The sequence below is a fragment of the Corallococcus silvisoli genome (assembly GCF_009909145.1).
Taxonomy (GTDB): domain Bacteria; phylum Myxococcota; class Myxococcia; order Myxococcales; family Myxococcaceae; genus Corallococcus; species Corallococcus silvisoli.
Map to the genome: position 1 here is coordinate 117,577 of NZ_JAAAPJ010000005.1, position 24,938 is coordinate 142,514.

Here is a 24,938-nt window from a genome sequence, read left to right on the forward strand (position 1 = left end):
GTGGAAGCGCACGGGCCGTTCCATGTCCCCCCGTCTCTGCCGTTGACAGCATGTTCACCGGCTTTGTATGCCGCGCCCGACCATGAGCATCGACTTCACCTGTCAGAAGTGCGAGGCCAGCTTCGAGTTGGAAGCCCAGGACCTCATCGAGGGGACGGAAAAGATTGTCTGTCCCCACTGCGACGCGAAGGCGCCCGCCAACCTCTCGGAGGACTTCGTCGCCGCGCTCACGGAGATGCGCGCGCAGATCGCCACCTTGAGCAAGAAGTTCGCGGTGACGATGACGCTCGAGGCCGAGGAGCTGGAGGACGAGCTCGACGACGAAGAGGAGGACGAGGAGGAGTCCGAGGACGACGACCTCGACGAGGACGACGACGACGAGGAGTCCGAGGACGACGAGGACTACGACGACGAGGAAGAGACCGAAGAGGACCGGTAGGCCTCCCTCGTTTTCTTCCCGCCTGCCTGGCTGCCCTCCAACCTGGAGGGCCAGGGCCCGGGGGCCGCTCGCGACAGCGGGAGTGCGGTGCCCTCCCGGTGAAGGGGGAGGTGCGTAGCTTAGGGATGTGAAAACGTCCAACCGCGCCAACTTCTTCGTCGCTCCGTTCACGGCCGTGGTGCTGGCGCTGGGGGGGACGTTGTTCCTTCCCGCGTTTGGGATCCCCGGCGCCATCGCCGCCTCCGGACAGGCGGAAGGGAAGGACAAGCCCTGTCGCACCGAGAAGGGGACGGACCCCAAGGCCTGCTCGGAGCTGGTGGAGCTGGAGGTGAAGGACGTGGTGCCCTTGATGGAGGCACAGACGCACGCCGTCGTGCTGAGCACCAAGGACGGGGAGACGGTGCTGCCCCTCTTCGTGGATGAGGGCGCCGCGGTCTCCATCGCCTTCCGGCTCGCGGAGCGCCCACCGCCCCAGCCCCTGGCGCAGGACCTGCTGGACGACGTGGTGTCGAAGCTGGGCGGCAAGGTGACGGAGGTCCGCATCGACGACCTGCGCGACAACGTCTACTCCGGCCGCGTCTTCCTGCAGCAGGGCAAGAAGGAGCTGGCGCTGGACGCCCGGCCCTCGGACTCCATCGCCATGGCCATGCACAGCAACGCGCGCATCCGCGTGACGCGCAAGGTGCTGGCGCTGGCGGGCATCACCCGCGCGGAGATTGAAGCCCTCCAGAAGCAGCAGGGCATGGGCGTGGGTGGCAGCGGCCAGGGCGGTGAGGACATGGGTCCCCTGCCCCCGCCGCCGCCCATGGGCCCCAGCTCGGGCACCCCGCCGCACTCGGAGGACATCGGCATGGACCGCGCCCTGAAGGACCACCCTCCGGTGCTCCCCAGGGGCAAGGGCCAGGAAATCGACCTCTGAGCGCCGTCGAACCCGGGCCCAGCCCGGAACGAAGAAAGCCCGGCCCCCCCTCCCAGGGTAGCCGGGCTTTCTTCGTCTCAAGGCAGCTGAGAGACACGAATGCCGTGCGCTGGCTGGCGGTAACTTTCCGCCCAGCGCGTGAGACGAAGAGTTAGTCCTTCGGGCGCGAGGCTGTCAAGCCGCCGACCCCGAGCGGCTAGGATGCGCGGCCCTATGCGCAAGGCGAAAATCATCTGCACGCTGGGCCCGGCGTCGGACTCGAAGGAAGTCATCGAGGGGCTGGTCCAGGCGGGCATGAACGTGGCCCGGCTGAACTTCTCCCACGGTACGCACGAGGAGCACCGGCAGCGCATCCTGCGCATCCGCGCGGTGTCGAAGAAGCTGGGGGTGCCGGTGGCCATCCTCCAGGACGTGCAGGGCCCCAAGGTGCGCCTGGGCCGCTTCGAGGGCGGCCAGTTGATGGTGAAGGCGGGCGACACCGTGACGGTGACGACGCGCGCGGTGCAGGGCCACGGCCTCATCATCCCCACCCCGGTGCGCTCCCTTCCCCGGGACGTGGAGAAGGGCCATGAAGTGCTCCTGGACGACGGCCGGGTGCGGCTGCGCGTGTTGAAGGTGAAGGGACAGGACGTGTCCTGCCGGGTGGAGGTGGGCGGCCTCCTCAAGGACCACAAGGGGCTCAACCTGCCCGGCACGGCCATGTCGGTGCCCACCCTCACGCAGAAGGACAAGGTGGACCTGGCGTTCGGCCAGGAGGTGGGCGTGGACTACGTGGCGCTGTCCTTCGTGCGCACCGCCCAGGACGTGCGCGACGCGCGCGCGCTGGTGGCACGGCGCAAGACGCCCCTCATCTCCAAGATTGAGAAGCCCCAGGCGGTGGAGAACCTGGAGGCCATCGCCGCGGAGTCGGACGGGGTGATGGTGGCCCGCGGCGACCTGGGCGTGGAGATGCCGCTGGAGCAATTGCCCGCCATCCAGAAGCGCGCCGTGCGGGAGGTGAACCGCATGGGCGGCATCGTCATCGTCGCGACGGAGATGCTGGAGAGCATGGTGAACAACGCCCGGCCCACGCGCGCGGAGGTGTCCGACGTGGCCAACGCCATCCTCGACGGCGCGGACGCGGTGATGCTCTCGGGCGAGACGGCCGCGGGCCGCTACCCCGTGGACGCGGCGGCCACCATGGCGCGCATCGTGGCGGAGACGGAGCGCACCAGCGCCATCCCCCTGCCCCACGCCCCCTTCGAGCGCTCGGAGGACGTGGGCACCGGCATCGCGGCGGCGGCGGTGGCGGCGTCGCGACAGCTGGGCATCGTCACCATCGTGGCCTACACGGAGAGCGGCCACACCGCGCGGCTCCTCTCCGAGTTCCGCCCCGACGCGCGCATCATCGCGCTGACGCCCAACCCGGACGCGGTGAACCGGATGGCGCTGTACTGGGGCGTCACGGCGCGGCTGGTGAAGCGCGTCACGTCCACGGACGCCATGCTCAAGCAGGTGCGCAAGCTCTGCCACGAGCAGCACCTCTGCGAGCCGGGCGCGTCCGTCATCGTGGTGGCCGGCGTGCCGCTCAACGTGCCGGGCAACACCAACCTGATGAGCATCCACCGCGTCTAGCGAGCGCGGCGGATGCCCCGAGCAGGAGGCCTAAAGGACCTTCTGCTCGAAGTCGTAGATCTTCTCCACCGCCAACTGGCGGTAGCGCTCCACGTTGAGGGCCCGGCGGGCGCACTCCCACACCAGGTCCTTGGCCGGGCGCGCCGGCTCCTTCTTCTTGCGGCGCTTCACCTCGGCCTTGATCGCCTTGAGCGCCAGGGCCGGGTGGTAGCAGAAGGCCGAGGAGAACAGCAGGTGGCCGCCGAAGGGGACCAGCCGCGCCTCCAGCACGTCCCCCGTCGCCAGGCCCGCGATGTGACGGCGCTCCGTCACGTCGAAGTCCTTGCCGGAGAAGAGCTCGCGCAGGCGCACCATGCCCTTGGCCAGCTTCCGCACCTCGAAGAGGCCGTGCACCGTCTCCGTGAAGCTGCGGAAGGCGTTGGCCTCCTCCGGCGCGGCGGACTGGAGGCGCTGCTCGTACAGCTCCGCGGCCGGCGTCTTGCCGGTGAGCGGCGAGACCCGGTCGTAGAGGTAGAAGTCCAGGAAAGACGCCATCCGCAGCTCGAAGAGCTTGTCGTCCTCGAACACCTCGCCGGTGAGGCGGAAGTACTCCGCCTTCGCGTCGAGCAGGTCCGGCTTGCGCGGCTCCGCGCTGCCAAAGGCGATGAGCTGGTCCAGATACGGCTGGTACGACAACGGGGTCAGCGCGGTGTCCATGGCCGGTGTGCGCCTCTTCCTACGAGCCCGCCATCAGCGTCGCGAAGCGGCTGAACAGGTAGCGCGCGTCGTGAGGGCCGGGCGAAGCCTCGGGGTGGTACTGCACGCTGAAGGCCCGTGCGTCCGGTACGGCCAGACCCTCCACCGTGCCGTCGTTGAGGTTGATGTGCGTGACGACGGCCTTGCCCTTGAGGCTGGCGTCGTCCACCGCGAAGCCGTGGTTCTGCGCGGTGATCTCCACCTTGCCGGTGGTCAGGTCCTTCACGGGCTGGTTGCCGCCGCGGTGGCCGAACTTCATCTTGTACGTCCGGCCGCCCAGCGCCAGCGCCATGATCTGATGCCCCAGGCAGATGCCGAACACCGGCACCTTGCCCAGCAGCGCCGCCACGGTGCGGTCCGCGCCCTTCACCGCGGCCGGGTCGCCCGGGCCGTTGGCCAGGAAGACGCCGTGCGGCCCGCGCGCCAGCACCTGCTCCGCGGTGGTGTTCGACGGCACCACCGTCACGCGGCAGCCCACGTCCACCAGGTACTGGAGCATGGAGCGCTTGAGGCCGTAGTCGTAGGCCACCACGTCGTACTTCAGCTCCGGCTCCGGGCGCTTGTCCCCCAGGGCGAGGAACACATCCGGCGACGGCGTGGTGAAGACGTACGGCTCCTTGCAGGAGACGCCCGTCGCCAGGTCCAGGCCCTCCATTCCGGTGGCCGCGCGGGCGCGCTCGGACAGCGCCGCGGCGGAGACGTTCTCCGTGGAGATGATGCCCGTCTGCGCGCCGTGCGTGCGCAGGTGGCGCACCAGCCGGCGGGTGTCCACGCCTTCGATGCCCACGCGCCCGTGGCGCGCCAGGTACGCGTCCAGCGTCTCCTCCGAGCGCCAGTTGGACGGCGTCCGCGTCAGCGAGCGCACCACCATGCCCACCGCGTGCGGCTGCCCCGCCTCCTCATCCGCCCCATTCGCCCCGATGTTGCCCATCTCCGGGTACGCCATGGTGACGATCTGCCCCACGTATGAGGGATCCGTGAGGATCTCCTGATAGCCGTACATGGACGTGTTGAAGACCACCTCACCCACCGTCTCGCCGGACGCGCCAAAGGCGCGCCCCTCGAACGTGGTGCCATCCGCCAGTGCGAGCACCGCCCGCTTCGTCATCACCGCGACTCCTTGAGCTGACCGTCCTCGAACACACACCGGCCACCCACCCACGTCTGCGCCACGCGACCCTTCAGCGTGCGCCCGTGGAAGGGCGTGTTGCGACTGCGGGAATAGAACCGGTGGGCATCCACCGTCCACTCCTCCCCAGGGGACACGACCGTGATGTCCGCTGGGGCTCCAGGCGCCAGGTGACCGCCTGGCAGGCCGAATACCCTCGCCGGCCCCTCCGACAACAGCTCCACCGCCCTGCGCGGGGTGAGCACCCCCTCATGCACCAGGGCCAGCGTCAATCCCAGCGCCGTCTCCAGGCCGACGATGCCGTTGATGCCCTTCTCGAACTCCACCAGCTTGTCGGACACGCCGTGCGGCGCGTGGTCCGTGGCGATGGCGTCCACCGTGCCATCCACCAGCGCCTCACGCAGCGCCCTCACGTCCACGTCGCTCCGGAGCGGCGGCGCCATCTTCGCGTGGGTGTCATAGTCCCCCACCGCGCGGTCATCGAGCGTGAAGTGGTGCGGCGCCACCTCGCAGGTGACGCGCAGGCCGCGGCGCTTCGCCTCGCGGATCAGCCGCACGCTGCCCTCGCACGACACGTGCGCGACGTGCAGGCGCCCCTTCGTCTCCTCCAGGAGCACCAGGTCGCGCGCCACCATGGCCACCTCCGCGGAGGCGGGGATGCCGCGCAGGCCCAGCCGCGTGGACGTGGCGCCCTCGTGCATCGCGCCGCCGGCGGACAGCGTGAGGTCCTCCTCGTGCACCATCACCGGCACGTCGAACTGGGTCGCGTACTGGAGCACCCGGCGCATCAGCGCGGCGTTCATCACCGGGCGGCCGTCGTCGGTGAGGGCCACGCAGCCGGCGCCAATGAGCTCGCCCGCCTCCGACAGCTCCTCGCCCTTGAGCCCCTTGGTGATGGCGCCCGCCGGGTACACGTGGCACAGGGCCGCGTCCCGCGCGCGCGACAGCACCAGCTCCGTGACGAGCGCGGTGTCGTTCACCACCTTGGTGTTGGGCATGGCCACGACGCCGGTGAAGCCGCCCGCCACCGCCGCGCGACAGCCGGTGAGGACCGTCTCCTTGCCCTCTTCTCCCGGCTCGCGCAGGTGCACGTGCAGGTCGATGAAGCCCGGCACCAGCCACTTCCCCGTCGCGTCCACCACGCGCGCGTCCGTCGGCGCGGGCAGCGGGGCGTCCGACACCCGAGCCACCTTCCCGTCCGTCACGAGCACGTCACGAACGCCATCCACGCCATTGCGCGGGTCGATGACGCGCGCCCGCTGGAAGAGCACCGTCGTCATGATGCGCACACCTCCAGGATGGCCCGGCGCACCGCGACGCCGTTGGCCACCTGATCCAGGATGACGCTGCGGGGCCCGTCCGCCACCGCCGGGGACAGCTCCACGCCGCGGTTGATGGGGCCCGGGTGCAGCACGGGCGCGTCCGGCTTCATCCGCTCCGCGCGGGCGGGCGTCAGTCCGAACAGGCGCGAGTACTCCCGCTGGGAGGGCAGGAAGGCCTCGGACATGCGCTCCGTCTGGAGGCGGAGGCACATCACCGCATCGGCCTGGGGCAGCACGGCATCCAGCTGGTGCGTCACCTCCCCGCCCATCTCCTCCAGCCCCGGGGGCAGGAGGGTGGGCGGCCCGCAGAGCACGACACGCGCCCCCAGGGCCTTCAGGCACACGAGGTTGGAGCGCGCCACGCGGCTGTGCAGCACGTCGCCCACGATCAGCACCGTGCGCCCCTCCAGCGCGCCCCAGCGCTGGCGCAGCGTGAAGGCGTCCAGCAGCGCCTGGGACGGGTGCTCATGGGCGCCGTCGCCCGCGTTGACCACCGCGCACTTCACGTGCCGGGCCACCAGGCTCGGCGCCCCCGAGGAGCGGTGGCGGATGATGATGGCCGCCGGGCCCATGGCCTCGATGTTGCGCGCCGTGTCCAGGAGCGTCTCCCCCTTGGACACCGAGGAGCCCGCGTAGCTCCAGTTGAGGACGTCCGCCCCCAGCTTGCGCGCCGCCACCTCGAAGGAGGAGCGCGTCCGGGTGGAGTCCTCGAAGAAGAGGTTCGCCACGACGCGGCCCCGCAACACGTGCGACGCATCCGGTCCGCCGGGCAGGTGTGCCTGTGCGCGGTCGAGCAGCGCTTCCAGCTCGTCCCGCCGCCAGCCTGCGATTCCGAGAAGATGTCTCATGGGCCGGGGCCGCCGCGTACCGCGCGCCGCACGTTGCGTCAAGCACGGCGCGAGGCAGGCCCGGATCCAGCGTCCTTCAGCGCACCGGTTCGAAGAAGCGCTCGACGCGCAGCCCCGTGCCGCCAAACAGGTTGCCCAGCAGGCCGCCCCAACCGAGCGACAGCCAGACCACCATGGCCTTGCCCTTGATGTGGCCATACGGGACATAGGCGACCTCCGCGCCGCCAGGGCCCCCCAGGTTGTAGCGGCTGTCCGCGCTGTTGTCCCGGTTGTCTCCCATCACGAAGACGCTGTTGGCCGGAACCTTGTAGGGCCCCTCGTGCTCACGGCCGGGCAGGCGCATGGGGTGCTGGAGGGCCGCGTGCACCACGCCGTCCAGGTCCTCGCGATAGAGGACCTCCTCCTGGTCGAACCAGCGGCCGGTCGTGTCGTCCTGGTTGTGCACCACGTAGTCCGGCGTCACCAGCGTGCGGGGCTGGACCTCTCCGTTGATGCGCACCACGCCATCGACGATCTCCACCGTGTCGCCGGGGATGCCGACGACGCGCTTGATGAAGTCCTTGGACTCGTCCACGGGGTTGTTGAAGACGATGACGTCCCCGCGCTGCGGCGCCCGCACGATGCGGAAGGGCACCACGTTCATGAACGGGATGCGCACCCCGTAGATGAACTTGTTGACGAAGACCTGATCGCCAATCTGGAGCGTGGGCAGCATGGAGCCGGAGGGGATGCGGTACGGCTCCACCAGCACGGTGCGGATGACCAGCGCGATGAGCAGCGCCTTGCCGAAGCCGCCCACGAAGTCCCACACGGACTGCTTCCGGTACGCGCCCAGGTGCTCCTGGGTGAGCGTCTCCAGGGCCTTGAGCTCCGCGCGGAGGGGCTCCACTTCGCCCGCCACGGACGCGGACTCCACGCGCAGGGCCTGCTCGGTGAGGCGGTCCGCCACGGACGCGGGCACCTTGGTCCCCACGCGAACGAGGATGCGCTCGTCCTCCGCGATGAGCTCGCGCGCCTCGTGGCGCAGCGTGCGCAGCTGCGACTCCTTCCGGGAGGCGTTGCGCCACACCAGCAGGCCCACGAAGGCCACGACCATCAGCAGGCCGAACCCCTTCATCAGGGGCTGGGCCCAGGACGCGGTGCCCGGCGCCATCTCAATCAGCGTGACGTAGGGGATGAACGCCAGGCCCACGCCACACAGCGGGGCCCACAGGCTGGTGAGCAGCTCGCGCCACATCAACTGGCGCCGGGCCTTGAGCTGCTCGGGGGTGCGGCGCGCGGCCATGGCCGCTCCCAGCTTCGCGGAAGGACTGGCCGTGCTCATAGGGCTACTGCTCCGTCTTGAGGACCGCGAGGAAGGCTTCCTGCGGAATCTCCACCGTGCCCACCTGCTTCATGCGCTTCTTGCCCTCCTTCTGCTTCTCCAGGAGCTTGCGCTTGCGGCTGATGTCGCCGCCGTAGCACTTGGCAAGGACGTTCTTGCGCATGGCGGAGATCGTCTCGCGGGAGATGATCTTCGCGCCGATGGCGGCCTGGATGGCCACCTCGTACATCTGCTTGGGAATCACTTCCTTGAGCTTCTCGCAGACCTCGCGGCCGCGCAGGTACGCGCGCTCGCGGTGCACGATGACGGAGAGCGCGTCCACCGGCTCCCCGTTGATGAGGATGTCCAGCTTGGCCAGGTCCGCTTCCGCGTAGTCCGACAGCTCGTAGTCCAGGCTCGCGTAGCCGCGCGACACGCTCTTGAGCCGGTCGAAGAAGTCGAACACGACCTCCGCCATGGGCATCTCGTACGTGACCTGCACGCGCGTGCCGCTGGAGCCCAGGTACTTGATGTCCTTCTGCACGCCCCGGCGGTCCTGGCACAGCTTCAGGATGGAGCCCAGGTGCTCGTTGGGGACGTGGATGTGACAGGTGAGGATGGGCTCCTCGAACTTCGCGATGTTCTGCGTCGGCGGCAGCTTCGCGGGGTTGTCCACCAGCATCACGTCACCCTTGCTGGTGGTGATGCGGTAGACCACGGACGGCGCCGTGGTGATGAGGTTGAGGTTGTACTCGCGCTCCAGGCGCTCCTGGACGATCTCCATGTGGAGCAGGCCCAGGTAGCCGCAGCGGAAGCCGAACCCCAGCGCCGTGGAGGACTCCGGCTCGTAGGTGAAGGCGGAGTCGTTGAGCGTCAGCTTCGCCAGCGCGTCGCGCAGGTTCTCGTAGTCAGCGGAGTCCACCGGGAAGATGCCGGAGAACACCATCGGCTTGACTTCCTTGAAGCCCGGGAAGGGCTGCTCGGTGGGCCGCGCCTCCTCCGTGACGGTGTCGCCGACCTTCGCGTCCTGCAGCTCCTTCACGTTGGCGACGAGGACACCCACCTCGCCCGCGATGAGCTGGGTCACCGGGCGCGAGAACGGGCTGAACACGCCCAGCTCCTGCACCTCGAAGACCTTGTTGTTGCTGAACATCTTGATCTTCTGCTTGAGCTTCAGCGTGCCTTCCAGCACGCGCACCAGCGTCACCACGCCCCGGTAGTTGTCGTACCAGGAGTCGAAGATGAGCGCCTTCAGCGGCGCGGACGGCGAGCCCGTGGGCGGCGGCACGCGCTGGACTACCGACTCCAGGATGTCGTGGATGCCGATGCCCTCCTTCGCGGAGGCAGGCACCGCGACGGACGCGTCGATGCCGATGACGTCTTCAATCTCCCCGCGCGTGCGCTCCACGTCCGCGGACGGCAGGTCGATCTTGTTGATGACCGGGATGATCTCCAGGTTGTGGTCCAGCGCCATGTAGACGTTGGCGAGCGTCTGCGCCTCCACGCCCTGGCTGGCGTCCACCACGAGCAGCGCGCCCTCGCACGCGGCGAGGCTGCGGCTCACCTCGTAGGCGAAGTCCACGTGCCCCGGCGTGTCGATGAGGTTGAGGACGTAGTTCTGGCCGTCCTTGGCGGTGTACGTCATCCGCACGGACTGGGCCTTGATGGTGATGCCCCGCTCTCGCTCGATGTCCATGTTGTCGAGGAACTGGGCCTGCGCCTCACGCTTCGTCAGCGTGCCTGTCTTCTCCAGGAGGCGGTCGGCCAGCGTCGACTTTCCATGGTCGATGTGGGCGATGATGCAAAAGTTGCGGATGTGCGCGTTTTCAGCCGGCATGTTCGGGGCGCTCGTCGGTCGCGAAGCGGGCGTAGGTAACACCGAACCGCCCGAAAATCCACGGCCGCGCACGCTCGCCCGCCGGGCGCTTCCCCCACCGGACGCCCCCCGCGCCCTCCGGCATCCTGGCCAGAGGGAGGGGCACGAAAGCGGGCCTGCCTAGCCCCGGACCCGGGCGGGGCCCGCGACCTGATCACGGAAGAACTGGAGCGTGTGGCGCAGGCCGTCCGCCAGCTGCACGGAGGGCTCCCAGCCCAGCACCTTCTTCGCGAGCGACGCGTCGATGCAGGAGCGCAGTTGCTCACCCGGCTTGCCCGGGGCATGCGCGGCCTTCAGCGCGCTGCCGCCGGCCTGGGCGATGAGCTCATGGAGGCGGTTGATGTCCGTCTCCACGCCGGTGCCGATGTTGGCGGCGCCCACGTAGTCGCTCTGGAAGGCCAGGTAGTTGGCGCGCGCCACGTCCGGGCCAAAGACGAAGTCCCGCGTCTGCTTGCCCTCGCCGTAGATGGTGCAGCCCTGCCCCGCGATGACGCGCTGGCTGAAGATGGCCACCACGCCCGCCTCGCCGTGCGGGTTCTGCCGGGGGCCGTACACGTTGGCGTACCGGAGGGCGACATAGGGCAGGCCGTACTGGGCCCGGTAGTAGCCCAGGTACAGCTCGCCCGCCGCCTTGGAGACGCCATAGGGCGACACCGGCCGCGTGGGGTGGCCTTCGGTGGCGGGGAAGAAGTCCTGCTCGCCGTAGATGGCGCCGCCGGTGGAGCTGAAGATGACCTTCTTCACGCCGGAGTGACGCGCGGCCTCCAGCAGGTTGAGCATGCCGCGGATGTTCACGTCCGCGTCGAAGCTCGGGTCCTCCACGCTGCGGCGCACGTCCATCTGGGCGGCCAGGTGGCAGAGCACCTGGGGCTTCTCGCTCCGGATGAGCTCGGCGGCCTCCGGGCTCCGGATGTCGTGCACGGCCAGGCGCACGCGCGGATCCAGGTTCTCCTTCTTGCCGCTCGACAGGTTGTCCAACGCGATGACCTCGTGGCCATTGCGCAGGAACTCATCGCACACGTGCGAGCCAATGAAGCCCGCGCCGCCCGTTACCAGGACTTTCACGCCGTTCTCCCCTGACCCGGCCGCCAGGGGGCCGGGCCGTCGTCTACCTCGCGTTCACACGCGCGCGGCCAACCTATGCCGCGGGGGAACGAGCGGCAACCTCTCGAAAGTACGCGATGGTGTCCCGCAGACCATCTTCCAGCGCGACCTTCGGCTCCCACCCCAGCAGCGTGCGGGCGCGGGTGATGTCCGGCTGACGCTGCTTCGGATCATCCTTGGGCAGCGGGTGGTAGACGATCTGCCTACCTCCACCCGCGGCTTCACGCACGGCCTCCGCGAACTGCTTGATGGTCATCTCGCGCGGGTTGCCGATGTTCACCGGGCCCCGGACGTCCGACAGCACCAGCCGCACCAGCCCGTCCACCAGGTCCTTCACGTAGCAGAACGAGCGCGTCTGGCTGCCGTCCCCGAAGACGCTGAAGTCCTCGCCCTTGAGCGCCTGGCCCACGAAGGCGGGCACCACGCGGCCGTCATTGAGGCGCATGCGCGGGCCGTAGGTGTTGAAGATGCGCACGATGCGGACGTTGACGCCCCGGCTGCGCTCGTACGCGGCGCTGATGGCCTCCGAGTAGCGCTTGGCTTCGTCGTACACCGAACGCGGGCCGATGGGGTTCACGTTGCCCCAGTAATCCTCCTTCTGGGGGTGCACCAGCGGGTCGCCGTACACTTCCGAGGTGGAGGCCATCAGGAAGACGGCCTTCTTCTTCTCCGCCAGCTTCAGCGCGTTCTCCGTGCCAATGGAGCCCACGCGCAGCGTCTCGATGGGGAGGTTCGCGTAGTCGATGGGGGACGCGGGGGAGGCCAGGTTGAGGACGAAGTCCACCGGGCCGTCCACCTCCAGCCCCTCCGTGATGTCCTGCTTCACGAACTGGAAGCCGGCGCGCGACTTGAGCGCATGGACGTTCGCCTCATTGCCCGTGATGAGGTTGTCCACCGCGAGGACGGACGCCGCGCCGTCGTCCAGGAGCCGCTCACACAGGTGCGAGCCGACGAATCCGGCACCACCCAGCACCACCGCCCGCTTGCCACGCATGCTCGTCACGTCACGCCTCGTTCGTCAGGAAAGTTCGTCGAAGGTCGCCTGGCCCGGCAGCTGCGCCTTGTACTTCTCCAGCACCAAGTCGATGCCCTGCCGGATGTATTCGGCCACGGGCACCTTCGTCTTCTGGTTCAGCGCCTTGAGCAGTTCGTTCTGCTCCGGAGTGATGTAGATGGTGGTGCTGACTTTCTTTCGGGCCATGGCGATACGTGAAAATATATGGAATGACGTGGCCTGCGAAAGCACGGAGTGCGGAGAGCGTGAACATGGCGCCCCGCCCCACCCGGAGGCACCGTGTCCCCTAGCAACCAGCTGATTTTACTGGGCTTCCTGACCATGGGCGCGCTCACTGGCTGCGCCGGGAAGAAAGCGGCGGAGCCCCTTGACGCGGCGCACAAGCGCCCCGAGGCGGAGGCCATCCGGGGCCAGAAGGTGCCCGGGGAGACGGTGACGGAGCTGGACGCCAACGGCGACGGCCGGCCGGACGTCTGGGAGTACCGGGTGAAGGACGTGCTGGTGCGCAAGGAGCTGGACCTGAACTGGGACGGCCGCGTGGACGTCACGCAGTACCTGGATCCGCAGGGCGCGAAGGTCCGCGAGGTGATGGACCTGGACTACGACGGCAAGGTGGACGCCACGTACCAGTACTCGGAGGGCAAGCGCACCCTGGGTGAACGCGACCTGGACGGCGACGGCAAGACGGACTCGTGGCTGTACTACGAGAACGACACGCTCGTGCGGAAGGAGCGCGACGCGAACCACGACGGCCGGGTGGACTACTGGGAGTACTGGGAGAACGGCCAGGTGGACCGCATTGGCGAGGACCTGGACGGGGATGGCACCGTCGACCAGTGGACCCGCAACCCCAGCCCCGCCGCGCAGCCTGCCGGGAAGTGACGGCGCGGCCGGCGCACCGTGTGGGCGCGCCGGCGCGAAGGGGGACTACGGGGTGCTGGTGCCCACGCGGCCGTAGGAGTCCTCGAGCCGCACGACGTCATCCAGCTCGGGGGTGCTGACCTCGAGGATGTCGCAGTCGGTGAGGGCGACCATGCGGTGCTTGGTCAGCGGCTTGATGTGGTAGCTCTCACCGGGGTTCATCTCCTTCTCGATGAGGCCCTGGCCCTCGTCGACGACGAAGAGGAGCTTGCCGCTCTGGACGTGGATGGTCTCGTCCTTGCGGTTGTGGAACTGGAGGCTCAGCTTGTGCCCCTGCTTCACGTGCAGGAGCTTGCCCACGTAGCGCTCCGTGTGGGCCCAGATGAGCTCGTGACCCCAGGGCTTCTCCACCCGCTTCGTCGTCGTCATGTTGCTTCGTCTCTTCCTTGCCCAGCGCTAGTTCGTGCCGGCCACGTACGCGTCGAGCTGGGTCTCGCGCTTGAAGTCCGCCAGGTAACGGCCCGCGGCTTCCTTCGAGGCAAAGCTGCCCATCCGGACGCGGTACCAGGTGCCCTTGCCCGGCACCTCCGCCGCCAGGATATAGGGGGCATAGCCCCGGTCACGCAACCGGGCGGCGAAGCGGTCGGCGTCCGGGCGGGTCTGGAAGGCGGAGAGCTGGAGCGTGAACGCCCCCCCCTTCACGGCCTCCGCCGGGCGCGGCGGCTCCGGGGGCAGCGCCTGGGCGCGGGCGATGGCCTCCTTCATCCCCCCGTCGCGCGCGGCGGTGCGGGTGGCGACCGGCGTCTCCTCCACCTTTCCCTTCACGGGCTCGGGCTTCACTTCGGGCTTCGCGGCGGCGGCGACCTTCGCGGGCTCCGCCGCGGGCTTCACGACCGGCTTGCCGGCGGCGATGGCGTCCTCCTCCGCGGCGTCCATCGCGGGCAGTTCGCCCGTGTCGGGGTCCGGCGTGGGGGTCAGCGCCGCGGGCCGGGCCTCCGGCTTCGCGGCGACCTTCGCGGCCTCGGCGGGCTTCGGCTCCGGCTTCGCGGCGGCGGCGACCTTGGGGGCCTCCGGCTTCGCGGCGGGCTTGACCACGGGCAGCGGCGGCAGGGACTCCGTGGCCGTCTTGCGGGTGAGCTCGTCCGGGAAGGTGAGCGGCGGCTCCTTGCGCGCGTCGTGGAGGACCTGCGCGTTGGCGTCCAGCGCGGAGAGCAGGTCCGGGGCGGCGGCCGTCTGCGCGTCGCCGGAGAGCTTCTTGCCCACCACCACGCCCAGCACGAACACCGCGCCCATCACGACGATGCCGGCGATCAAAAGGCTGACGATCTGCCGGTTGTCCAACGAGACGTCGAACTTCTCCTTCATCCGGTGGGCGTCACGCATGGCAGGGCGAACCTCGTCGCGCGCTCGGGCCGTGTTACGGCCTGTAGCGACAGCGTGCGCGCAAGCTACGCCCCACCCCCAGGCCGGTCAAATTCACGGAACCCCAGGTGGCGGGCGCATGCGCACCGACGCGGGCGGGGCCGGAAGTCAGGCTCCGGCGACGTTGGAACGGATCAGACGATCCACCCGCCGCCGAGCACGCGATCCCGGTCATAGACGACCGCGGCCTGGCCCGGCGTGACGGCGCGCGCGGGCGCGTCGAGCTGCACGGACACCAGGCCGTGCTGAGAGATGTGCACCCGGCCCGGGGCGCCGGCGTGGCGGTGGCGGATGCGGACCTCCACGGCCTGCTCGGGCGGGGGCGGCGCGTCCACCCAGTGCGGCTGGAGCAGGCCGAAGCGGTCGCGTCCGGTGCCCTCCGCGGGCCCCACCACGACGCGGTTCGTCTCCGGCTCCAGGCGCTGGACGTAGCGCACCTCCCCACCTCCCAGGTTGAGTCCCTTGCGCTGACCCACGGTGAAGCGGTGGATGCCCTGGTGCGTGCCCAGCACGCGCCCTTCTGGATCCACGACCTCTCCGGACGGCTGGGGGCCGGCGACCTTCTCCACGAACCCGGCATAGTCGCCGTCGGGCACGAAGCAGATCTCCATGCTCTCCGGCTTGTGGGTGGTGGGCAGCTGGTGACGCTCGGCGACGGCGCGCACCTCCGCCTTGGTGAGGTGACCCACGGGGAAGAGGACGTCGCGCAGCTCCTCCTGCCCCAGCGTGAAGAGGAAGTAGCTCTGGTCCTTGGCGGCGTCCACGGCGCGGCGCAGGTGGAAGCGCCCGTCCACCTCCTCCACCTGGGCGTAGTGGCCGGTGGCGAGCCGGGCGCCCAGGGCGCGCGCGCGCTTGAGGAGGAAGTTGAACTTCACGTCGCGGTTGCAGCTGACGCACGGGATGGGCGTCTTGCCGCCCAGGTACGACTGGACGAACGGGTTGACGACCCGGTCCTGGAAGATCTCCTCGGCGTTCGCGACGTAGAACGGGATGCCCAGCGTCTGGGCCACCGCGCGGGCGTCGTCGATGTCATCCGGACTGCAGCAGCTGCCGCACTTCGCGTTGCCCTCGTAGGACCAGACGCGCAGGGTGATGCCGATGACCTCATGGCCCTGCTCCTTGAGCAGGGCGGCGGCGGCCGAGGAATCCACCCCGCCACTCATGGCAACGACGACTCGCATGGGGCTCCTTCCTACACGCCCCCGGGCCGGGACGCACGGCCCGAGGCGCTCCAGGCCCCCTCCCCTGCCCTCCGGCCGGGGGGAGGCTCCCGTTCAGGCCCCGCGGACCGCCCAGGCGGCGAGCCGGTCGCGGAGCGCGTCGGCCGTGTTGAGCGACGGGTCATCGAGCACCGTCTCCACCAGATATCGCGTCGCCTCGCCCACCTTCGGCGAGGGACCAATGCCCAGCGCCTTCATGATGTCCCCTCCGGTGAGCGCCAGCTCCTTCGCGGACAGGGGCGGCTTCGCGGCGGCGAGCGCCTCCAGCCGCGACGCCAGCGCCTCCAGCGCGGGGAGCTGCTCCGGCGTCCGGACCTGGACGCGGGCCCTGGCCACGGAGAGCAGCGCGGGGAGCTGCGGCGGGCCCACGCGCGCGAGCAGCCGGCGCAGGGCGGGATCCGGATCCGCGAGCCGCGTCTCCAGCTTCGCGTGTTCGACGAGCAGGCCCACCAGGTCGGCGGACTTGTTGGGGAACTTCAGCCGCAGGCACAGCTCTCGGGCCTGGGGGCCGGGGACCAGATCCGCGAGCAGCGTGGCCACGCGCAGGTCCGCGTCCAGCGGCGCGGCCTGCACGGCGGCGCGGGCGAGCCGGGCGGCGTCCGCGTCCGCGTGGGCCACCTCGGGAAGGAAGACCTCCAGCAGGCCGGTGTCCGCGAGCAGGTGCAGCCCCGTCTCGGCGCGGGGGGACATGAGCAGCTTGAGGAGCTCCTCGCGCACGCGCTCCAGCGCGACCTTGCGGAAGACGGCCAGGGTGGCGGGGATGGCTTCGCGGGTGGCGGGATCCAACGTGAAGCCCAGCACCGCGGCGAAGCGCACGGCGCGCAGGGGGCGCAGGCCGTCCTCGGAGAAGCGCTCCAGCGCGGACCCCACGCACCGGATGAGCTTCGCCGGAAGGTCCACCTGACCGCCGAACGGATCCACCAGCTCGCGGTCGAGCGGGTTGTACGCCATGGCGTTGATGGTGAAGTCGCGGCGGGAGAGGTCCTTGACGATGTCCCGCTCGAAGGACACGGAGCTGGGGCGCCGTCCGTCCAGGTAGTCGCCTTCCGAGCGGAACGTCGTCACCTCCACGTGATTGCCGCCGGTGACGACCGTGACGGTGCCGTGCTGGATGCCCGTGGGGATGACCTTGCGAAAGGCGCGCTGGACCTCCTCGGGCAGCGCGCTGGTGGCGACGTCGAAGTCCTTCGGGTGGACCTTGCGGACCATGTCCCGCACGCAGCCACCGACCAGGTAGGTGGCGTGGCCCAGCTCGCGCAGGCGGGTGATGACTTCGAGCACGGGCTTCGGGATGTCGGCGTCGTGGAGGTTGGCGATCATGGCCGCTGGGGGTGGGAGGAGGCGGGCGCCTACGTTGCCCCCTTCCGGCGGGCAATGCCAACCGGATCGCCGGGCGGGGGTGCCCGTCTGGTAACAGGGGCCGCGCCATGTCCGAATCCCGAACCACCGCGGTGCATGTCCACGACGCCTGCGAGGTCTACGTGGGCCGCGCCTTCCGCGCCTGGGCGAAGCCCGGGCCGCTGAATCCCGTCCCGGGCCGCTTCGGCAACCCGTTCAAGCCCGGAGGCGTGAAGACCTGGAAGGCGATGCTGCGCACCTACTTCGAGCCCTGGTTGGCGGCCCTGCCCGCTGACGACGCCGCGCGGATCCGCGAAGACGCCCAGCGGCGCATGGCGCCAGGGCCGGACGCATTCGAGTCCTTCCGTTGGTACCTGCACCTGCGCACACGGCACGACCCGGACTTCCTGCGCGACATGCGCACGTTGCGCGGCAAGCGGTTGGGGTGCTGGTGCAAGCCGGGCCCGTGTCACGCGGACGTGCTCGCCGAGTGGCTGGATTCAAGTCCCGCCCGGTGAACACCGCGCGATGGAAGGACGCGGGCTGAGGGCCCGTCACGGCCGAGGGCAACTCCGGCCCCTGAGAACGGCTACGCTGCGACACGCATGAAGTACACGTTTGTCTTTTCGACCGCCGCGGCGCTCCTCCTCTTCCTCGCCTCGCGGCTCCAGGGCTTCGGGTGGCTCCTGCTGTGGCCCGCGGTCAGCTTCTCTGTCGTCGCGCTCGCCTACTCCGGCGTGGGCGCGCGGGCCTTCGGAAAACAGCCGGACGGACGGATGCGGCCGTGGGCCGTGTTCACGCTCCTGCCGTACCTGCTGCTCACCTGGGGCACCTGGCATCTGGCGCGCTGGCTGTCGCGGGAACGGGCCTTCGACGAGGTCGTGCCAGGGGTCCTGGTCGGTCGCCGGCTGTTGCCGGGCGAGTTGCCCGTGGGTGTCGTCGCCGTGCTCGACCTGACCTCCGAGTTCATCGAACCAGAGGGCATCCGCCGGGCCTGCCGCTACGTCTCGCTGCCCATCCTCGACGCCTCGACGGTGCCCGTGGACCAGGTGGCCCCAGTCCTCCGCGAGCTGGCCACCCTGCCGGGACCTCTCTACATCCACTGCGCGCAGGGACATGGGCGCACGGGAATGATCGCCGCCGCGCTCCTCGTGGCCCGAGGCGATGCCGCCGACTCACGGGCGGCGCTCGCGCGGGTTCAACAGGCGAGGCCAGCGGTGCGGCTCGCCGCCTCGCAATCACGCGCGCTCGATGTGCTGACCGCGGCGCTTTCGCCCACCCGGGTCACCCCCCGGGACAGCGCTGGGACATAGGCCATCAACGACTTCCCCAGCGCGTTCATCGACGTTCGTTGGGTGAGGGACCCTCCCCGGCCAACACCAGGCGCGGTGGGATGAGATGTCGTCCCCAGGAGGCCGTGACGTCTCCTGGCCATGTCTCCGTTCAGGGTTGAACGCTGGCGACACCCCGGCCATCCATGCGCGACGTGCGCGGGCAAAGCCAATGCGGTGCGCCAACATGTCGCGTCAGCTCCGCTCCAGCGAATGCGTGTCATGAATGACCTGCGCCGCGAGCGGTTCGCACAGGCGCCATCGGGGCCTGCCGCTTTCCCGGGAGCGCATGCTCAGGATAAGACTGTCGCCTCACCCTCACGTCGGAGTCACCATGCGCTTCAGCCGTCTGCTGCCCCTCGCTGCTGCATTCGCCCTGTCCCCCGCGCTGAGCTTCGCCCTGCCGGTTCAGTGCGCCGACGTCTGTCCGGAGTCCTACGATTGCACCGAGACCTGTGGCCAGGGCTCCCGCATCACCACGTGTGGCAAGGCCGGGTACGCCTGCGTCTACCCTGCCAGCCCCTCTGATCCGACGGCCTCCGTGACGACGGACGAGGCCCGTCAGGCGGAGACCGCCCCGGTCTGCAGCGAGCAGCAGCCGGACGCCGAGCGCGGCGTCACCGCCGAGACCTGATCCGGGCTCAGCCGAACCCGAGCAGGCGCAACCCCGCGGTGGTGGCGGCAGCGGCCACCACCACCGCGACAAATGGCAACCGCCACCATGCCAGGAGCGCGCCGACGAGCACCCCCGCCGGCCGCGCCCCTCCCGCGAAGCCCCCTTGCGACGTCAGCGTCGACGTGGCGACCAGGGCCGACAGCATCGCGATGATCGCCAGCGACAGCAGCCCCTGAACCCTCGCGGACAGGCGCAGCCGGTCGCTCAAGAGCGGGCCCGCGACGCGAAAGCCATACGTCCCCGCGGCCAGGATGAGGATGGGCCAGAGCGTCATCGCAGGGCCACTCCCACCGCGAGCACCGCGAGCAACACCGGCAGCCCCGTGGGCAACCACGGCGTCGCCACCAACGCGAGCACGGCGCCCACCAGCGCCACCCGCCGCGCCTTCATGGGTTCACGAGGGGACTCCGCGCGTTCCTCCCCCGCTCCCGCTGGCCGCAGCGACGGCAGCAACAGCGCGAGCATGCTCGCGGGGAACGCCGCGTCGAGCCCCAGCACCTCGGGGCTGCTCACCGCGCGACCCGCGAGGCCTCCCACCAGGACGCCCACGTTCCACCCGACGAACAACAGCCCTCCACACAGCCAGTATGCCGCGCGCCGCCGCTCCGGATCCCGCTGCGCCATGGCGAAGGCCACGGACTCATCCACCATCAGGTGCGCGCCCAACAGCCTCGTCGGCCACCGGGTCCCCAGCAGATCCGCCACCGCCAGGCCAAAGGGCAGGTGCCGCGCGTTGAGCAGGAGTCCCGCCAGCACCGCCGCCACCGGACTGCCTCCCGCCGCCACCATCCCCACCACCATGAACTGCGCGCCGCCCGCGAACACCACCATCGACATGAAGAGGGCCAGCCACAACGACAGCCCCGCCGCCACCGCGAGCGCACCAAATGAAACGCCCACCACCGCCGAAGCCAGGGCCACCGCTCCCACGTCACGGGCCAGGGCGCGATCCACGTTTCCCATGCGCGCCAATCTGGACAGGAACCCCGTCGTTCGTCAATAAGAACGAAAATGCCATCAAAACGAACGCCCCCTCCGCCCGGGCCGTTGGAGTTCATCGCCGTCACCCTGCGCCGGGAGCGCGAGCGCGCGAACGTCTCGCTCTCGGAGCTCGCCCGGCGCGCCAACGTCTCCAAGTCCACGCTGTCCCAGTTGGAAGCGGGCGCGGGCAACCCCAGCATCGAGACGCTCTGGGCGCTGGCTGTCGCCTTGGGGGTTCCCTTCAGCCGGCTGGTAGCGCCGCCCCCTCAGGAGGTGCGCGTCATCCGCGCGGGCGAGGGCGCGGCCATCCGCTCCGAGCAGGCCCACTTCACCGGCACCATGTTGTCCGCCTGTCCACCGGGCGCACGCAGGGACCTCTATGTCCTCCATCTGGAGCCCGGCGCCTCCCGTCATGCCCAGGCCCACATTCCTGGCAGCGTCGAACACCTCATCGTCAGCAAGGGCCGCCTGCGCGCGGGCCCCACCGACGCCTGCGTGGAGCTGGGACCTGGGGACTACGCGACCTTTCCCGGCGACGTGCCCCACATCTACGAAGCGCTCGCGCCTCGTACTGTCGCGGTGATGGTCATGGAGCACGTCCACGGCTGAAACGCGCCTGTCCTGCCCCCCATCCAGGGGCATTGACGCGCAGTCGTGAAGCGCGACTGCATTTGTTTCAAAATTCTTCCGGAAAATATGCCGCCAGGAATCAGCCCGTTCCTGACATGAGCGGACTTGGACGTCCAACACCGCCGCACGGGGCCGGGTTCAATTCCTCTCATTCACCTGGACCCAACATCCCCGAAATCCACTTCACCTGTGTGCTTTGCGATGCCTGGACAACGGGCACTCATCGTGCAGAGCCCTCCTTCGTCCCTGGCCCTGATGGCCCCGGGTTCTGGAGGTACACACGATGCACCGTCGATGGTTGGGGGTCATGCTCGGTGGGGCGCTCTGGGCTCCCGCGGTCTGGGCCCATGATTTCCGCGCGGACAAGCTGGTGAATGGACAGAAGCAAGTGCTGGTGGATCGCTATCCCACCACGCTCTCCTTCTCGTTCACGGCAACCAACGTCCACCAGACGCTGCCCTCCGACTTGTTGCAGGCGGCGGATCCCTTGCTGGCGAACTGCACGTTCAGCCCCGCGCCCCCGCTGTCGGTCCCCGTGGGCGGCAACATCCAATACACGTGTGAGTACACGGTTGACAGCTACGAGGCCTGCGTGGCGCTGGGTGCGCTGGACGCGAGCCCGAACACGCCCAACGAAGAGGTCAGCTTCGCCAACATCCTCGACATCGGCTGGGACGTGGGCTCCAGCCAAAGCAGCGTCAACGTGCTCTGCCAGCAGCAGCCCATCCTTTACTGCGATGACACGGTGTACATCTCGACCGCGTCCTCGTCGGGGGGTGGCCTGCCCACGGGCCCGTCCCGCCTCTACATCTTCGACCCCGCGACCGGCACGTTGGCCCTGCAGGGCGAGGCGTCGCTGCCGTACAACGCCCTGGCCTTCAACCACGTGGACAACTTCCTGTATGCCATTTCGTCGGACGGGCTCACCCAGTCCAGCTTCATCCGCCTGGACGCGAACGGGTCCGCGACGGTCATCGCGCCGCTCGTCACGGGCGCGGCGGACTCGGCCATCTGGGCGGCGGGGGCCATCCTGGAGGACGGCACCTACCTGGGCTTCGAGGGCACCAGCAACCACCTCGTCCACGTGGACACCACCACGGGCGCGGTGCTCTCCGATGTGATCCTCGGGACACCCGCGACGTTCCGCATGGCGGACTTCGCGGTGAACCCGCTGAACAACCAGCTCTACGGCTTCAACAGCGTGACCCAGCGGGTCGCCGTGGTGGATCCGGTGCTGGGGACGTACGTGGACTACCCTCTCCCCTCGCTGATCAACGGCGCCCCCTCCGTGAACAACGCCATGGTCTCCGCCACCTTCACGGCTGCGGGGGAGCTGTTCTTCTATGGAACCACGAACGCGGACTCCACGCGCGCGGACACGTTCTATTCCGTGGACCTGCTCACGGGGGCGCTGTCCCCGGTGTCCACCGGCCCCGCGACGCAGTTCGCGGACGGCGCCGCCTGCGCCTTCAACCTGCCGCCGCGCCAGGGCGGCCTCTCTCGTCCGGTGACTCGCGACCGTGGCTTCTTCGGCTCCAGCCAGCAGGCGCTGACCGAGTGCCTGAGCCAGGGCCCCATCTCCCTGGGCGCGCTGGGCCACGTGTCGACCGTGGAGGAGGCGCTGGGTGTGCTGTGGGCAAACTCGGCCTTCGCCGCGAACAACACGCGCCGCTCCGACGAGGCGACGCTGCGCATGCTGGTGGCGCGCGAGCAGGTGACCTCGGTCTGCAACGAGCGCTACTTCGGTACGACCGCGCCCGTGCTTCCGCAGCTGGACCACGGCCTGCCCATGAACGCGTTCGTCCTGGCGGACACGCTGAAGCGCCTGGAGGTCCACAACCAATCCGGCCTCAGGACTGCCGTGCCGCTCGCCAAGCAGCTCTGGAAGCTGGATCCCATCTGGGGAATGACCCACGCCCAGGAACCGAAGCTCTAAAGGGAGGACCTCACGATGAAGACTTCAAGACTCGCTGTGCTGTCGGGTGCGTTCCTCGCGATGACGCTGGGCGCTTGTGGTGGAGAGAACCCGGCGCCTCCGGGCGCCGAACCGGAAGGAGACCGGTTCGAGCTGCGCCTCAAGGGGGTGGACGCGGAGCAGTACCAGAAGGTCATGCTGGGCGTGGGTCAGGTGGAGGTCACGGCCAATGGCAGACCCGTCACGGTGCGGCTCGCTCCAGCCGGGCGGACCATGGACCTGACGTCGAAGGACCAAGCATACCTGCTGGGGTATTTCTACCTGCCCCATGAGGCAACGACGGCGCAAGTCCGCGTGCTCTTCGACGACGTGGGGGCGTATCAGGCAACGGACTCCGCGGGCCTCATCCGCGCGCGGTCCGCGGCCATCCAATTCACGTCGAAGCGGCTCGATCTGGAGAAGCGCAAGCGCGTGGTCGTCCAGCTCCACCTGAAGGACAGCCTCTTCCAGTCCAACGGTTCGAAGGTGCTGCTGCCCTCGACGTTCATCGTCCACTGAGGCCGCGAGCTGCGCTCCAGGGTCGCCGGACCTCCCGGCGCCCCCTTGCTGAATTGTGGGCAGATGAAAGTCCCCAAGCAACTCCGACCCACATGCTCCGACAATTTCTTCAAGAAACAACTACCGCGGGCGGGGCACCCGCCACCACCCGGAGGAGCACTCTCATGTTCAAGGTCAACGGCAACCACTCGTTCTTCAATCCTTCGCGCAAGCAGATCGACCAGACCACGCAGGGCAAGACGAGCGTCTATTCGCAGCAGGTCGAGGGCATGAACCAGCTCCTCGACAAGAAGCACATCGGCATCTCCGACCGTTCCCGGGACAGCGTCATCGACAACGTCAACAAGGTGGAGCGCGGGGAGCGCAGCGAGGTCAACGCACACCAGCGCGAGGCCCTGAACTTCGGCCGGGACGCGTTCCAGAGCGCCAGGAACGGCAACTACAAGCAGGCCTCCGTCGAGGCCTTCGGCTCGGGGCTCAACGCGGCGGGCTCGCTGTTCAAGTCCACCTATACGGAGACGCCGCACGAGAAGCAGGGCAACAGCCCCTGGTAGTACGCCGCGGTGGAGTCGCGTCCGTGGCATGTCGCCCCTGGCATGGAGGTCCGCCCAGGGGTGACCGCCCGGCGTGTCCCGACACCGCGACTCAAGCCGTCCCCTCCCCTCCATCCATCTCGCAAGGGTTTCCTCGGCGACGCGGCAACCTCCAATAGCATCGCGGGGGTGGAGCACGAGGAGGCCGCGAATGCGCTGGAGATCCCGGAAGGCGAAGAGGAGCTGATGCGGCTGGCGCTGCTGAGCCACCCTGACGAGTGGGTGGAGTCCCTGCCTGGCATCGTCCGGGTCCATCACCTCCCGGCGGGCCACTACACGCTCTTCGCCGTGAGCAACGAGAGCACGTCGCTGCACCGCGAGGAGTTGGACATGCCCGCGACAGGAGAGCCGTCTTTCGACCTGCGCCCGGCGTGGCGGCCCTTCCCGGCCCGATGACCGCCAAAAGCTCGGGCGAAATTCCGTTCAAAATCCAGCGAGGGTCCCTCCATACATCCAGGCAACACGCTGACACCGTATGGAGGAACCCTCTTGAGCCTGATCCTTGCCCTGAGTCTCGCCACCACCGCTCCGCTCGCAAGCGCGCCCTCCTCGCGGAACGACGCCGAGGTGCAGGTGAACATCCAGTCGGACTCCCCCGACGTCAGCCTCTTCCGAGTCGTCAGTGAAGGGGTGGGCTCCATTGCCTCGAGCCGTGGCATGGCCACGATAGGCATCGTCAACTACGCGCGGGAGTGCCAGGCGCCATGCAACATGCGCATCCTCGAGCCCCGGTCTGAGTTCTTCATCGGAGGCAATGGCATCACCCCCTCCTCGCGCTTCTCCCTGCTGGATCAGGGACGGAACGTGTCCCTGCACGTGCGGCCAGGAAGCTCGGGGCTGCGCGCCACCGGTTGGTACTCCATCGTGGTGGGCGCCAGCGCCGCCCTGGCGGGAGGGCTTCTCCTGGGACTCAGCGGCAGCATGCAAACTGAAGCAACGGGCAGCACGGACGACCCGTTCATGCGCAAGCTCTCCATCGGATCGCTCATTGGAGGCGGCGCGCTGCTCGCGATCGGCATCCCGCTCTTCGCATTCAATGGGACGGACGTGAAGGTGGTCGCGAACCAGGGCCCTCCTGATACCGGCAGGGGGGCGCTGGACCTGTGAGT

Annotated in this window: 28 protein-coding genes; 13 read left to right on the forward strand and 15 right to left on the reverse strand. The window is 69.2% G+C overall.

Going from position 1 to position 24,938, the window contains the following annotated elements; all coding sequences use genetic code 11:
* Nucleotides 1–67: 67 nt before the first annotated feature.
* The 3 genes from GTY96_RS09455 to pyk all read left to right on the forward strand — a co-directional run bounded on the left by GTY96_RS09455 (nt 68) and on the right by pyk (nt 2,972).
* Nucleotides 68–439, forward strand: coding sequence for a hypothetical protein (locus GTY96_RS09455; RefSeq protein ID WP_143900715.1), 372 nt, complete (start codon nt 68–70; stop codon nt 437–439).
* 127 nt (nt 440–566) lie between these two features.
* Complete coding sequence (locus tag GTY96_RS09460; RefSeq protein WP_186001866.1) at nt 567–1,358, forward strand: bifunctional nuclease family protein; 792 nt, start codon at nt 567–569, stop codon at nt 1,356–1,358.
* 213 nt (nt 1,359–1,571) lie between these two features.
* Complete coding sequence (gene pyk / locus GTY96_RS09465; protein WP_143900717.1) at nt 1,572–2,972, forward strand: pyruvate kinase; 1,401 nt, start codon at nt 1,572–1,574, stop codon at nt 2,970–2,972.
* Between the two features lie 30 nt (nt 2,973–3,002).
* Here the strand turns inward: pyk and GTY96_RS09470 are convergent, their stop codons facing one another.
* The 9 genes from GTY96_RS09470 to GTY96_RS09510 form a co-directional block, all read right to left on the reverse strand.
* On the reverse strand, nt 3,003–3,668 hold the full coding sequence (locus GTY96_RS09470; RefSeq protein ID WP_143900719.1) for a hypothetical protein: 666 nt from the start codon (nt 3,666–3,668) through the stop codon (nt 3,003–3,005).
* A gap of 19 nt (nt 3,669–3,687) precedes the next feature.
* On the reverse strand, nt 3,688–4,815 hold the full coding sequence (gene carA / locus GTY96_RS09475; RefSeq protein ID WP_161664517.1) for a glutamine-hydrolyzing carbamoyl-phosphate synthase small subunit: 1,128 nt from the start codon (nt 4,813–4,815) through the stop codon (nt 3,688–3,690).
* The gene (locus GTY96_RS09480; protein ID WP_186001867.1) at nt 4,815–6,116 is read right to left on the reverse strand and encodes a dihydroorotase; all 1,302 of its coding nucleotides are present in this window, start codon (nt 6,114–6,116) and stop codon (nt 4,815–4,817) included. Before GTY96_RS09480 ends, carA begins: the two co-directional genes overlap by 1 nt.
* Complete coding sequence (locus tag GTY96_RS09485) at nt 6,113–7,006, reverse strand: aspartate carbamoyltransferase catalytic subunit (RefSeq protein WP_143900722.1); 894 nt, start codon at nt 7,004–7,006, stop codon at nt 6,113–6,115. Before GTY96_RS09485 ends, GTY96_RS09480 begins: the two co-directional genes overlap by 4 nt.
* 76 nt (nt 7,007–7,082) lie before the next feature.
* Nucleotides 7,083–8,330 carry a signal peptidase I gene (lepB, locus tag GTY96_RS09490; protein WP_143900724.1) on the reverse strand — a complete coding sequence of 416 codons (1,248 nt, stop codon included), beginning with the start codon at nt 8,328–8,330 and terminating at the stop codon, nt 7,083–7,085.
* A gap of 4 nt (nt 8,331–8,334) precedes the next feature.
* Entirely contained in the window at nt 8,335–10,146 is a 1,812-nt protein-coding gene (gene lepA, locus GTY96_RS09495) for a translation elongation factor 4 (protein ID WP_143900727.1), read from the reverse strand.
* Nucleotides 10,147–10,305: 159 nt separating this feature from the next.
* Nucleotides 10,306–11,250 (reverse strand): NAD-dependent epimerase/dehydratase family protein, encoded by a 945-nt coding sequence (locus tag GTY96_RS09500; RefSeq protein ID WP_161664518.1) that lies wholly within the window; start codon nt 11,248–11,250, stop codon nt 10,306–10,308.
* A 73-nt stretch (nt 11,251–11,323) separates the two neighbouring features.
* On the reverse strand, nt 11,324–12,283 hold the full coding sequence (locus tag GTY96_RS09505; RefSeq protein WP_143902092.1) for a UDP-glucuronic acid decarboxylase family protein: 960 nt from the start codon (nt 12,281–12,283) through the stop codon (nt 11,324–11,326).
* 24 nt (nt 12,284–12,307) lie between these two features.
* Nucleotides 12,308–12,490: a ribbon-helix-helix domain-containing protein gene (locus tag GTY96_RS09510; protein WP_014397342.1), complete on the reverse strand. Its 183-nt coding sequence runs from the start codon at nt 12,488–12,490 to the stop codon at nt 12,308–12,310.
* A 135-nt stretch (nt 12,491–12,625) separates the two neighbouring features.
* Here GTY96_RS09510 and GTY96_RS09515 point away from each other — a divergent pair, with 135 nt between their 5' ends.
* Nucleotides 12,626–13,186: a CREC-EF hand family protein gene (locus GTY96_RS09515; RefSeq protein WP_161664519.1), complete on the forward strand. Its 561-nt coding sequence runs from the start codon at nt 12,626–12,628 to the stop codon at nt 13,184–13,186.
* 45 nt (nt 13,187–13,231) lie between these two features.
* Here GTY96_RS09515 and GTY96_RS09520 read toward each other — a convergent pair whose 3' ends face one another.
* The 4 genes from GTY96_RS09520 to GTY96_RS09535 all read right to left on the reverse strand — a co-directional run bounded on the left by GTY96_RS09520 (nt 13,232) and on the right by GTY96_RS09535 (nt 17,127).
* A complete protein-coding gene (locus tag GTY96_RS09520; protein ID WP_143900732.1) occupies nt 13,232–13,594 on the reverse strand; it encodes a cupin domain-containing protein in 363 nt (120 codons plus the stop codon).
* Nucleotides 13,595–13,621: 27 nt separating this feature from the next.
* Nucleotides 13,622–14,548, reverse strand: a complete 927-nt coding sequence (locus GTY96_RS09525; protein WP_161664520.1) for an SPOR domain-containing protein — start codon at nt 14,546–14,548, stop codon at nt 13,622–13,624.
* A 173-nt stretch (nt 14,549–14,721) separates the two neighbouring features.
* Nucleotides 14,722–15,768 carry a tRNA 2-thiouridine(34) synthase MnmA gene (mnmA, locus tag GTY96_RS09530; RefSeq protein WP_161664521.1) on the reverse strand — a complete coding sequence of 349 codons (1,047 nt, stop codon included), beginning with the start codon at nt 15,766–15,768 and terminating at the stop codon, nt 14,722–14,724.
* A 93-nt stretch (nt 15,769–15,861) separates the two neighbouring features.
* Entirely contained in the window at nt 15,862–17,127 is a 1,266-nt protein-coding gene (locus GTY96_RS09535; protein WP_143900737.1) for a CCA tRNA nucleotidyltransferase, read from the reverse strand.
* A gap of 107 nt (nt 17,128–17,234) precedes the next feature.
* On the opposite strand from GTY96_RS09535, the gene GTY96_RS09540 reads away from it, so the two are divergent.
* From GTY96_RS09540 to GTY96_RS09550, 3 genes are all read left to right on the forward strand, one after another.
* Nucleotides 17,235–17,663, forward strand: coding sequence for a DUF4326 domain-containing protein (locus tag GTY96_RS09540; protein WP_161664522.1), 429 nt, complete (start codon nt 17,235–17,237; stop codon nt 17,661–17,663).
* Nucleotides 17,664–17,750: 87 nt separating this feature from the next.
* Nucleotides 17,751–18,458 (forward strand): phosphatase domain-containing protein, encoded by a 708-nt coding sequence (locus GTY96_RS09545; protein WP_143900741.1) that lies wholly within the window; start codon nt 17,751–17,753, stop codon nt 18,456–18,458.
* Nucleotides 18,459–18,810: 352 nt separating this feature from the next.
* Nucleotides 18,811–19,110 (forward strand): hypothetical protein, encoded by a 300-nt coding sequence (locus tag GTY96_RS09550; protein ID WP_161664523.1) that lies wholly within the window; start codon nt 18,811–18,813, stop codon nt 19,108–19,110.
* Between the two features lie 7 nt (nt 19,111–19,117).
* Here GTY96_RS09550 and GTY96_RS09555 read toward each other — a convergent pair whose 3' ends face one another.
* Both GTY96_RS09555 and GTY96_RS09560 read right to left on the reverse strand, forming a co-directional pair.
* Nucleotides 19,118–19,426: an AzlD domain-containing protein gene (locus GTY96_RS09555; protein ID WP_143900745.1), complete on the reverse strand. Its 309-nt coding sequence runs from the start codon at nt 19,424–19,426 to the stop codon at nt 19,118–19,120.
* The gene (locus GTY96_RS09560) at nt 19,423–20,115 is read right to left on the reverse strand and encodes an AzlC family ABC transporter permease (RefSeq protein ID WP_143900747.1); all 693 of its coding nucleotides are present in this window, start codon (nt 20,113–20,115) and stop codon (nt 19,423–19,425) included. The genes GTY96_RS09555 and GTY96_RS09560 overlap by 4 nt, the downstream gene beginning before the upstream one ends.
* Nucleotides 20,116–20,163: 48 nt before the next feature.
* Between GTY96_RS09560 and GTY96_RS09565 the strand changes: the two genes are divergently transcribed.
* The 6 genes from GTY96_RS09565 (at nt 20,164) to GTY96_RS09590 (ending at nt 24,936) form a co-directional block, all read left to right on the forward strand.
* A complete protein-coding gene (locus GTY96_RS09565) occupies nt 20,164–20,742 on the forward strand; it encodes a helix-turn-helix domain-containing protein (RefSeq protein WP_161664524.1) in 579 nt (192 codons plus the stop codon).
* Between the two features lie 304 nt (nt 20,743–21,046).
* The gene (locus GTY96_RS09570; RefSeq protein ID WP_161664525.1) at nt 21,047–22,699 is read left to right on the forward strand and encodes a DUF6923 family protein; all 1,653 of its coding nucleotides are present in this window, start codon (nt 21,047–21,049) and stop codon (nt 22,697–22,699) included.
* A 15-nt stretch (nt 22,700–22,714) separates the two neighbouring features.
* Nucleotides 22,715–23,236 (forward strand): hypothetical protein, encoded by a 522-nt coding sequence (locus tag GTY96_RS09575; protein ID WP_143900753.1) that lies wholly within the window; start codon nt 22,715–22,717, stop codon nt 23,234–23,236.
* Nucleotides 23,237–23,400: 164 nt separating this feature from the next.
* Nucleotides 23,401–23,790, forward strand: coding sequence for a hypothetical protein (locus GTY96_RS09580; protein ID WP_143900755.1), 390 nt, complete (start codon nt 23,401–23,403; stop codon nt 23,788–23,790).
* Between the two features lie 168 nt (nt 23,791–23,958).
* Nucleotides 23,959–24,225, forward strand: a complete 267-nt coding sequence (locus GTY96_RS09585; protein ID WP_161664526.1) for a hypothetical protein — start codon at nt 23,959–23,961, stop codon at nt 24,223–24,225.
* Between the two features lie 93 nt (nt 24,226–24,318).
* Nucleotides 24,319–24,936, forward strand: coding sequence for a hypothetical protein (locus GTY96_RS09590; protein WP_161664527.1), 618 nt, complete (start codon nt 24,319–24,321; stop codon nt 24,934–24,936).
* Nucleotides 24,937–24,938: the final 2 nt, after the last annotated feature.

Bases quoted from the DNA above. Each gene is read 5' to 3' on its own strand.
- GTY96_RS09455 (WP_143900715.1), top strand. From the start codon at position 68: ATGCCGCGCCCGACCATGAGCATCGACTTCACCTGTCAGAAGTGCGAG.
- pyk (WP_143900717.1), top strand. From the start codon at position 1,572: ATGCGCAAGGCGAAAATCATCTGCACGCTGGGCCCGGCGTCGGACTCG.
- GTY96_RS09470 (WP_143900719.1), bottom strand. From the start codon at position 3,668: ATGGACACCGCGCTGACCCCGTTGTCGTACCAGCCGTATCTGGACCAG.
- carA (WP_161664517.1), bottom strand. From the start codon at position 4,815: ATGACGAAGCGGGCGGTGCTCGCACTGGCGGATGGCACCACGTTCGAG.
- GTY96_RS09480 (WP_186001867.1), bottom strand. From the start codon at position 6,116: ATGACGACGGTGCTCTTCCAGCGGGCGCGCGTCATCGACCCGCGCAAT.
- GTY96_RS09485 (WP_143900722.1), bottom strand. From the start codon at position 7,006: ATGAGACATCTTCTCGGAATCGCAGGCTGGCGGCGGGACGAGCTGGAA.
- lepB (WP_143900724.1), bottom strand. From the start codon at position 8,330: ATGAGCACGGCCAGTCCTTCCGCGAAGCTGGGAGCGGCCATGGCCGCG.
- lepA (WP_143900727.1), bottom strand. From the start codon at position 10,146: ATGCCGGCTGAAAACGCGCACATCCGCAACTTTTGCATCATCGCCCAC.
- GTY96_RS09505 (WP_143902092.1), bottom strand. From the start codon at position 12,283: ATGCGTGGCAAGCGGGCGGTGGTGCTGGGTGGTGCCGGATTCGTCGGC.
- GTY96_RS09510 (WP_014397342.1), bottom strand. From the start codon at position 12,490: ATGGCCCGAAAGAAAGTCAGCACCACCATCTACATCACTCCGGAGCAG.
- GTY96_RS09515 (WP_161664519.1), top strand. From the start codon at position 12,626: ATGGGCGCGCTCACTGGCTGCGCCGGGAAGAAAGCGGCGGAGCCCCTT.
- GTY96_RS09520 (WP_143900732.1), bottom strand. From the start codon at position 13,594: ATGACGACGACGAAGCGGGTGGAGAAGCCCTGGGGTCACGAGCTCATC.
- GTY96_RS09525 (WP_161664520.1), bottom strand. From the start codon at position 14,548: ATGCGTGACGCCCACCGGATGAAGGAGAAGTTCGACGTCTCGTTGGAC.
- mnmA (WP_161664521.1), bottom strand. From the start codon at position 15,768: ATGCGAGTCGTCGTTGCCATGAGTGGCGGGGTGGATTCCTCGGCCGCC.
- GTY96_RS09535 (WP_143900737.1), bottom strand. From the start codon at position 17,127: ATGATCGCCAACCTCCACGACGCCGACATCCCGAAGCCCGTGCTCGAA.
- GTY96_RS09540 (WP_161664522.1), top strand. From the start codon at position 17,235: ATGTCCGAATCCCGAACCACCGCGGTGCATGTCCACGACGCCTGCGAG.
- GTY96_RS09545 (WP_143900741.1), top strand. From the start codon at position 17,751: ATGAAGTACACGTTTGTCTTTTCGACCGCCGCGGCGCTCCTCCTCTTC.
- GTY96_RS09550 (WP_161664523.1), top strand. From the start codon at position 18,811: ATGCGCTTCAGCCGTCTGCTGCCCCTCGCTGCTGCATTCGCCCTGTCC.
- GTY96_RS09555 (WP_143900745.1), bottom strand. From the start codon at position 19,426: ATGACGCTCTGGCCCATCCTCATCCTGGCCGCGGGGACGTATGGCTTT.
- GTY96_RS09560 (WP_143900747.1), bottom strand. From the start codon at position 20,115: ATGGGAAACGTGGATCGCGCCCTGGCCCGTGACGTGGGAGCGGTGGCC.
- GTY96_RS09565 (WP_161664524.1), top strand. From the start codon at position 20,164: ATGCCATCAAAACGAACGCCCCCTCCGCCCGGGCCGTTGGAGTTCATC.
- GTY96_RS09570 (WP_161664525.1), top strand. From the start codon at position 21,047: ATGCACCGTCGATGGTTGGGGGTCATGCTCGGTGGGGCGCTCTGGGCT.
- GTY96_RS09575 (WP_143900753.1), top strand. From the start codon at position 22,715: ATGAAGACTTCAAGACTCGCTGTGCTGTCGGGTGCGTTCCTCGCGATG.
- GTY96_RS09580 (WP_143900755.1), top strand. From the start codon at position 23,401: ATGTTCAAGGTCAACGGCAACCACTCGTTCTTCAATCCTTCGCGCAAG.